Raw genomic sequence first — 387 nt, 5'->3', positions numbered from 1 at the left:
CATCGACGACGGCGAGTTCACCCGTCTTGTAGCTTTGGATAACTTGTTTCACCTAAGTTTTCCCTCCAAGACACTTTGATATAACTCCATCATTTGCTCTGCAATCCTATCCCATGTAAAATGCTCCATAACAAGGCGTCATATTGGAAGCCTATCCGCGGCTTTTTACTATGTTCGTCGAATCTCAAAACAGTACGGTTTCTTTCAGGTATACCGATTTGCTCACCCATGAGGTGGAAATAGAACTTCTATCTGCCCCTCGGTCAATCTGCCGATACAATCCGGAAGCGACCGGATATTGCGCCTCATGAACCGCGGCTACACTGTGGCTGAATACGCTGCCAAAGTGGAGAGGTTGAGGGATGCCTTGCCTCAGCTCGGCTTGAC

The 387-nt window shown here is 48.3% G+C and carries 1 protein-coding gene; it reads left to right on the top strand.

Annotated elements, in window-relative coordinates:
• Window positions 1–170: 170 nt before the first annotated feature.
• Complete coding sequence (locus EZM41_RS04715) at window positions 171–311, top strand: hypothetical protein (protein WP_198469987.1); 141 nt, start codon at window positions 171–173, stop codon at window positions 309–311.
• Window positions 312–387: the final 76 nt, after the last annotated feature.

Source organism: Acetomicrobium sp. S15 = DSM 107314 (genome assembly GCF_016125955.1).
Lineage (GTDB): Bacteria > Synergistota > Synergistia > Synergistales > Thermosynergistaceae > Thermosynergistes > Thermosynergistes pyruvativorans.
The sequence above is the reverse complement of the archived record's forward strand: the minus strand, read 5'-3'. Positions and strand labels throughout refer to the sequence as shown.